The sequence below is a fragment of the Streptomyces sp. SPB074 genome (assembly GCF_000154905.1).
Classification (GTDB): domain Bacteria; phylum Actinomycetota; class Actinomycetes; order Streptomycetales; family Streptomycetaceae; genus Streptomyces.
On record NZ_GG770539.1, the window covers coordinates 4,999,244 to 5,006,342 of the forward strand.

Annotated in this window: 5 protein-coding genes and 1 pseudogene; 1 reads left to right on the plus strand and 5 read right to left on the minus strand. The window is 77.3% G+C overall.

Features of this window, described 5'->3' with window-relative positions:
• Positions 1–68 precede the first annotated feature (68 nt).
• Together SSBG_RS20980 and SSBG_RS20985 are read right to left on the minus strand one after the other, a co-directional pair.
• On the minus strand, positions 69–2,015 hold the full coding sequence (locus SSBG_RS20980) for a glycogen debranching N-terminal domain-containing protein (protein ID WP_008748074.1): 1,947 nt from the start codon (positions 2,013–2,015) through the stop codon (positions 69–71).
• Positions 2,012–3,361 (minus strand): annotated as a pseudogene (locus tag SSBG_RS20985) (MGH1-like glycoside hydrolase domain-containing protein). The gene SSBG_RS20980 and the pseudogene SSBG_RS20985 overlap by 4 nt, the downstream one beginning before the upstream one ends.
• Positions 3,362–3,751: 390 nt before the next feature.
• Between SSBG_RS20985 and SSBG_RS20990 the strand changes: the two are divergent.
• Entirely contained in the window at positions 3,752–4,966 is a 1,215-nt protein-coding gene (locus tag SSBG_RS20990; protein WP_008748076.1) for an ROK family transcriptional regulator, read from the plus strand.
• Between the two features lie 82 nt (positions 4,967–5,048).
• On the opposite strand, the gene SSBG_RS20995 is transcribed toward SSBG_RS20990, so the two are convergent.
• Genes SSBG_RS20995 through SSBG_RS21005 form a run of 3 tightly spaced genes read right to left on the minus strand, consistent with a single transcriptional unit; the run spans position 5,049 to position 7,022 of the window.
• Entirely contained in the window at positions 5,049–6,053 is a 1,005-nt protein-coding gene (locus SSBG_RS20995; protein WP_008748077.1) for an iron-containing redox enzyme family protein, read from the minus strand.
• Positions 6,050–6,352, minus strand: a complete 303-nt coding sequence (locus tag SSBG_RS21000) for a CDGSH iron-sulfur domain-containing protein (RefSeq protein WP_008748078.1) — start codon at positions 6,350–6,352, stop codon at positions 6,050–6,052. Before SSBG_RS21000 ends, SSBG_RS20995 begins: the two co-directional genes overlap by 4 nt.
• Positions 6,336–7,022 carry a HemK2/MTQ2 family protein methyltransferase gene (locus SSBG_RS21005; protein ID WP_037870304.1) on the minus strand — a complete coding sequence of 229 codons (687 nt, stop codon included), beginning with the start codon at positions 7,020–7,022 and terminating at the stop codon, positions 6,336–6,338. Before SSBG_RS21005 ends, SSBG_RS21000 begins: the two co-directional genes overlap by 17 nt.
• Positions 7,023–7,099: the final 77 nt, after the last annotated feature.

Here is a 7,099-nt window from a genome sequence, read left to right on the forward strand (position 1 = left end):
GCCGCGCCCGCCCCTCCCGCGCCCCCTCCGCCCACGCCCGCCCCTCCCGTGCCCCGCCTCCCGCGCCTCTACCCCCCGCTCACCGCCGTCAGCAGTGCCAGCGGGGCCGCCGCCGAGCGGGATTCGCGCACGCACGCGTACGGGGCCGCGACCGGCAGCGGGTGCCGGGTCCGCTCGTAGCCCGCCAGGACCTCCGGGAGGCGGTGGTCCGTGTGCGCGGCCGCCTCGGCGAGCCCGTGGGCGAGGCGGCGGGCCTCCTCGTGGAGGCCGTAGCGGGCGAGCCCGAGGGCGAGGAGGGCGTTGTCGTGCGGCCAGACCGCGCCCCGGTGGTAGGCGAGCGGGTGGAACGCGGCCTGCCCCGAGGCGAGGGTCCGCACGCCCCAGCCCGAGAAGAAGTCGGGCGCGAGCAGCCGCCGGCCCACCGCCTCGCCCTCCTCCTTCTCCAGCAGCCCCGACCACAGCAGGTGCCCCGCGTCCGAGGCGAGCGCGTCGATCCGGCGCCCGTCCTCGTCGAGCGCGAGCGCGGGGAAGGCGTGCTCCGGCAGCCAGAAGTCGCGCCGGAAACGCGCGCGCAGGTCGCTCGCCCCCTCGTCCAGCAGATCCCCGTACACCGGGTCGTCCCACACCTGCCGGGCCAGCCGCGCGGTACGGCGCAGGGCGTCGTACGCGTAGCCCTGCGCCCCCGCCGTCAGGACCGGGCCGCTCGGGCGCGTCCCGTCGGCCGCGCAGATCGCGCCCGGTGTGTCGCGCCAGTTCTGGTGCGCGAGCCCGCCCTCGTCCGCGCGGTGCGCGAGGTAGCCGCGCGAGGTGAGCCCGCCGTGGTCGAGCATCCACGTCACGGCGGCGCGCGCGTGCTTCTCCAGGCGCCGCGCCGGGCCTCTGTCACCGGTCCGCTCGGTGTACGCGCCGAGCAGGACGAGGAAGAGCGGGGTCGCGTCGACCGAACCGTAGTAGCGGCCGAAGGGCACCTGCCCGAAGTGCGCGAGTTCCCCGTGCCGCACCTCGTGCACGATCTTGCCCGGCTGCGCCACACGCGCCGCCGTCTCCTCGGTGGCCTGCGCGGCGGCGAGCGCGGCGAGCGTCGCGGCGGCCGGTCCGGGGCGGTACGGGAGGAGGAAGAGCGAGGTGAGGAGGGCGTCGCGGCCCAGCAGCGTCTGGAACCACGGGGCTCCGGCGCCCGGGACCCGCAGCGGCTCCCCGTCCGGGCCCGCCGCCGGGACCTGGAGCGCGGCCAGATCCGCGAGCCCCCGCGTGCAGGCCGCGCCCAGCTCGGGCCAGCCCGCCGCGAGCGCCACGCCCTCGGCGTAGTCCGCGGCCTCCTCGGCGAGCAGCCGCGCCGCCTCGCGCGGCGAGCGCGGCACGACGGGCGGCGCGGGAGCGCCGTTCCCCGAGGCCCCGACACGCAAGGTCACTTCGGCCCCGGCACCCGGCGCGCAGTCCAGCCGCCACACGAGCCGCCGCGCCCCGGTGCCGGTCTCCTCCACGGCGTCGGGGGCCGGTTCGGCGGTCACGGCGGTACGCGCCCGCCAGTCGCCGCGCCGGTAGCGGAACTCCAGCACGCCGTCCTCCGTCAGCTCCCTGCCGCGCACCGCCCCCGGCTTGCTGTACGTGCGGTGGTCGGCGCGCAGCTCGAACTGGTCGCTGAAATCCGCGTCCACAGTGAGCGCGAGCCGCACAGAGAGCGGCCCCTGACGGTTGCTCACGACCCGCACGGTCTCCACGAACGCGCCGTCCAGGACGGCCTGTTCGCGGAAGAGCGTGCACGCGGGCGGCTCGGTGCGGCTGCCGTGCGGGCTCAGCACGCTGCGCAGCGTCCCGTCGCCCGCCGCCGGGGCGAGCACCTGCGGCACCCGGCCGTCGACGGTGAGCTGCCAGCGGCTCAGGTGCCGCGCGTCCCGTACGAAGAGCCCGTCCGGGGCCGGGCCCCGCGCCCCCGTGATGTCCCCGGCCGCGTCCACGGCGGCGAAGCTCGCCCCGTGCACGAGCGTGTGCCTGCCGCTGTCGTCCCTCGTCATTCCCCCGCCCCTTCCTCGGCCAGCAGGTCGAGGCAGAGCGCGGCCGTCCAGCCGAACTCGCGCGTACCGAGTCCCCGCCCCGTGGCCGGATCGACGTACTCCGCGAAATCCGTCGCGCCCGCCGTCCACAGCAGGGCGCCCCGCAGCGCCGCCGCGCCCGCCGGGTCGCCGTGTTGCCGAAGGCCGCGCAGCAGCAGCCAGTTGACGTTGAACCAGGCGGGTCCGCGCCAGTAGCGACGCGGGTCGTGCGCGGCCGACGTCAGGTCGTGGCCCGGGACGAGCGCGTTCCGCGTGCCGAGCGCGAAGCGCGGCCCGCGCAGCGTCGCCCGCAGCGTCCGCGCGACCCCTCGGGCAGCCAGGGCAGCAGCAGCGGCAGCAGCCCGGCGGCCCCGCACTCGGGGACGAGGGCGCCGGCGGGCGTCCGGGCGGGCGTACGGGAGGAGCCCCCGCTTGAGCCCGCCGCGCCGCCCCCGGCCGGTTTGCCCTCCAGGTCCCGGCTCAGGAAGAGCCCCGCGCCCGGCTCCCACAACCGCTCGACCAGCACCTCCGTCAGCTCCCGCGCCCGCCGCGCGCGCGGCCCCGGGTCCTCGCCCAGCTCGGCGGCGATCGCCGCGAGCGCGTACTCCGAGGCGATGAGGAGCGCGTTGAAGCCCGGGTCCTCGACCGCGAACCGCGCCCCGTCGGGGCGCTTCGCCCGGTCGGCGTAACCGCCGTCCCGGTAGGCGGCGGCGAGCCGCACGTAGCGCCCGTAGTCCAGATCCGTCGGCCGGTCCGCCGCGCTGCCGTGGTCGAGGTCGGCGCGCCGGTAGGAGGCGCGCGGGGCCGGGACGACGCGGGTGAGCGGCGCGTCCCAGCACGGGCTGTTGTCCATGCCCGACTCCCACGGATGGACGAGCGCGGCGAGCCCCGCGCCGCCCAGATCGCGGGACTCGCCCAGATAGCGGTGCCAGGCCACCAGGCGCGGGTACATCCGCGCGAGGAAGGCGAGCGAATCCGGCGACCGCGGGGCCGCGCGGTGCACGAGCCAGACCGCGAGCGCGTGCACGGGCGGCTGCACGATCCCCGAGGTCTCCGGCGCGGCGGGCGCGCCCGGGGTGCGCGAGGAGCGCCAGAAGTCCGGGCTCGGGAAGTACGCGTCGAGCGGGACGGCCGGGTTGAAGACGATGTGCGGCACCCGGCCGTCACGCCCACTGCGCCGCGAACAGCGTCTCGATCTCGCGGCGCGCCCGCTCCGGGTCGAGCCGCCGCAGACCGATCGCGATGAAGGCCGAGTCCCACGACCACTGGTGCGGGTACAGGGAGCGCGAGGGCACCGTGGAGGCGCCCGTCCGGTTCGCTTCGAGCACCGCGACGGCCGCGCGCCACAGGTGACGCGGTTCACTCGTACGCGGCGGGGATTCACTCGTACGGGGAAGCGGATCGGATGCGATCCGGGGCGCGGGCACGAGCGGCGCGGCGGGCGGCGGGGGCGGCGCCGACCCCGGGGGCGCGGCCGTCGCGGGACCCGGGACGCCCCGGCGGGGGTTCTCAACAGGCCCCGCCTGCCGCGTGATACGGCTGGGACGGCTGGTGACTCGGGAGGTGGGTTCCACGTAGCGCTCCCCGGGGAGGTCCTGGGACAGTCCGGGCACACGGGTGCCCGGCCCGCGGTACCGGGTACCGTAGGGTTACGTCTATTTAACACGCAGAACTTACTGTGTAATGTGAACTCGGTGAACACAAGGGGGTAGGGCGCGGTGGCTCAGCAGACGAGCGCGGGAGATCTGCTCCAGCTGGTGCGGACGGGGTCGGCGACGACCCGGGGGGACCTCCAGCGCGTCACCGGCCTCTCGCGCGCGACCGTCGGGCAACGCCTGGACCGGCTCTTCCGGGCCGGGTGGGTCCGCGAGGGCGAAGCGGCGTCGAGCGCGCCCTCGCCCCAAGGGGGGCGCCCCTCGCTCCGCCTGGAGTTCGACGACCGCCACGCCGTCGTCCTCGCCGCGGACCTGGAGACGCGGCACTGCCGGGCCGCCGTGCTCAGCCTCACGGGGGACGTGCTCGCCGAGACGAGCCGGCCGCTCCTCCTCTCGGAGGGCCCCGAACACGTCCTCGGCGCACTCGGCGCCCGCCTCGCCCGCCTCCTCAAGGAAGCCGGGCTCGCCCCGGCCTCCGTCTGCGGGATCGGCCTCGCCGTGCCGGGCCCCGTGGACAGCGCGAGCGGCACCCTCGTGGACCCGCCGATCATGCCCGGCTGGGACGGCTTCGACCTCAGCGGGCGGCTCGCGCGCGCCTTCGCCGAGGCGAGCGGCACCACGGGCGCGAGCGCCGCGCCCGTCCCCGTACTCGTCGAGAACGACGCCAACCTCATGGCGTACGGGGAACAGCGCGCCGGCTGGCCCGAGTGCCGCGCCTTCGCCCTGGTCAAGGTGTCGACCGGGATAGGGGCCGGGGTCGTCGTGGACGGCGCCGTCTACCGGGGCGTGGACGGCGGCGCGGGCGACATCGGGCACATCAGGGTCCCCGCGGGCGAGGGGCTGGACTGCATGTGCGGGGCGCAGGGCTGCCTCGCCGCCGTGGCGAGCGGCCGGGCCCTCGCGGCGCGACTGCGCGCGCTGGGCGTCCCCGCCGCCTCGGGCTCCGACGTCCGCGCCCTGCTCGCCGAGGGCCACCCCGAGGCGGCCGGGCTCGCCCGCCAGGCGGGCCGCCAGGTCGGCGAGGTCCTCGCGACGGTCGTGACCCTCCTCAACCCCGGCGTCCTCATGATCGCGGGCGACCTCGCGGGCACCCCCTTCCTCACCGGCGTCCGCGAACTCCTCTACCAGCGCGCTCTCCCGCGCTGCACCGCCCACCTCGACGTCGTCACCTCCCGCCTCGGCGACCACGCCGCCCTCATCGGCGCCGCCCACCTCGTCGTGGAACACCTCTACACCCCCAGCCGCGCCGAGGAACGCCTGACGGCGCTGGGGGTGTAGGGGTGGCGCGCGGCCGGCGCGGCACGGGATTCCGCACGATGCCGGGCGGCCCCCGCCGCGTCCCGCCGGTGGGTCCCGCCGCTCACCCCGGCTGCCGCAGCGCCGGTCGTCCCGCGCGCCAGGCCGTCAGCAGGTGGGTGGACAGGTGGTCCTCCAGGAGAGTGGTGGCCTCGGCGCCGAAGGCCACGTCGGCTTCCAGGCCCGGTTCCTCCGCGAGGAGGCCGCCGATGACCTCGCGGCGGACGACCTGCTCGTGCACCGCGTCCGCCTCGACGTGCTCGGCGTAGAAGTGCTCGGCGGCGGGTCCCGCCCCGGTGCGGCGCATCGCGGCGGCGAGGCGGCGGGAGCCGGGCGAGGAGGTGACCTCGACGCAGGCGAAGTGGCCGACGAGCGCGCCGCGCAGCGCACGGCGCAGGCCGAGGAGCGTCATCAGGTTGACGACGGCGAGCGCGGGCGCGGGGGCCGCGTCCACGTAGTGCCCGTAGCGCGTCTCCAGGCCGAGGTCCGTCATGAGGTCCGCGAAGAGCCGCGCGTGCATGTGCTCCGCCCGTCCGGCCCCGTACTCGTCGTACTCGATCGCGACCATCCCCGCCTTGGCCCGGCCGGTCAGCCGGGGGATCACCCACTGGTGCGGGTCGGCCTCCTTGAGGTGGTAGAGCGAGCGCAGCGCCGCGTACTCGCGCAGTTGCTCCTTCGTGCCCTCGTGTTCGAGGTGGTACGCGACGCTCCCGGAGTGCCCGGCGGGTTCCACGAGCAGCGCGCCGAGGACCTCGGCGGCGCTCCCGCCGCCGGGCACGTCCGCCCGCAGCGCCGCCAGGAACCGGTCCTCCAGCGCCCGCCGCAGCGGCATCAGCGCGGGCTCCCACTCGCGCTCATCGGGCACCCCGGCGAAGCCCCGGTAGTGCAGCTCGTAGAGCGCGTACAGGGCGAGCTGCGGGTCCTCGCCGTACGGGTCGGCCGCGGCCACACCCGCCGTGTCCAGGACGGCGAGCGGCCCGGGCGCCGCGAGCGCGGTGAGCACCCGCGCGGAAAGCGGGCCCCGGGCGGTGGGGAGCGCGGGGGCCGGAGGGAGCGCGGTCGTCGTCATGCGCCCTCCCCTTCCGCCGCGCGCCGCGGGCCCTCCCGGCGCGCCGGGCGCGCCGGGCGCCGGCGCCTCCGGTGGCTCGTGTCGCACCACGGGTACGTACGACTGCGCCGGCACGTGCAGACCGCGACGACGAAGCGGTCCGAGACCGACACCGTCCCGTCGTCCGCGACCACCTCCACCGGCCCTTCGACCAGCAGTGGTCCCTCGCCGTCGATCGTGATCCTGCGGACGTCGCGGCTCCCGCGCGCGCCCGCCCGGCCGGTCCCTGTCCCGTTCGGCTCTTCACTCGCGTGCGGCACGGATCACCACCAGTTCCTCGTGTTCCCCGTCCGGTTCCAGCAGTCCCTCCGCGCGCAGCCACCCGAGCCGGGCGCGGGTGACCGGGCCGAACGGCACGTGGCAGCGGTCCGCGACCTCGCCCCGCAGCCCCGCCTCGGCCAGGCGCCGCAGCGTCTCCTCGGTGCGGCACATGCCCGAGTGCACGAGCAGCAGGACGCCGTGCGCCGAGAGGACCTGCCCCGCGTGCGCGCACACCCGGTCCAGGGTCCGTCTGCCGCCGGGCCCGGCGTCCCAGGCGAGCGCCGCCGAGTGGTCCCTGCGGCGCGGGGCGCCCGGGGCCGGGACGTACGGCGGGTTGCTCACCACGAGATCGAAGCGCTGCCCGCGCACCGGGCCGGACAGGTCCCCGCGCAGCACGCGCACCCGCTGCCGGGCCCGCGCCGCGTTGAGCCGGGTCGAGAGCACGGCCCGCCACGACAGGTCGGTGGCCGAGACGTGCGCGCCGCGCAGTGCCGCGAGCAGGGCGAGGGCGCCGCTGCCCGTGCACAGGTCGAGTACCCGGGTGCCCGGACCGACGGGCTCGGCGGCCAGCACCCGGGCGAGCAGGTGGGTGTCGGCCTGGGGCGCGTACACGCCCGGCAGGGTCACCAGGCCGCTCAGCGCGGGCGGGCGGGGAGGAGCGGTCGTCATGGGCGGACCTCCGGGGGAAGCGGGGCGGAGCCGGGTGAGCGGGAGCGGGTGGGGGCCGATGGTGGGGGGACCGGGTA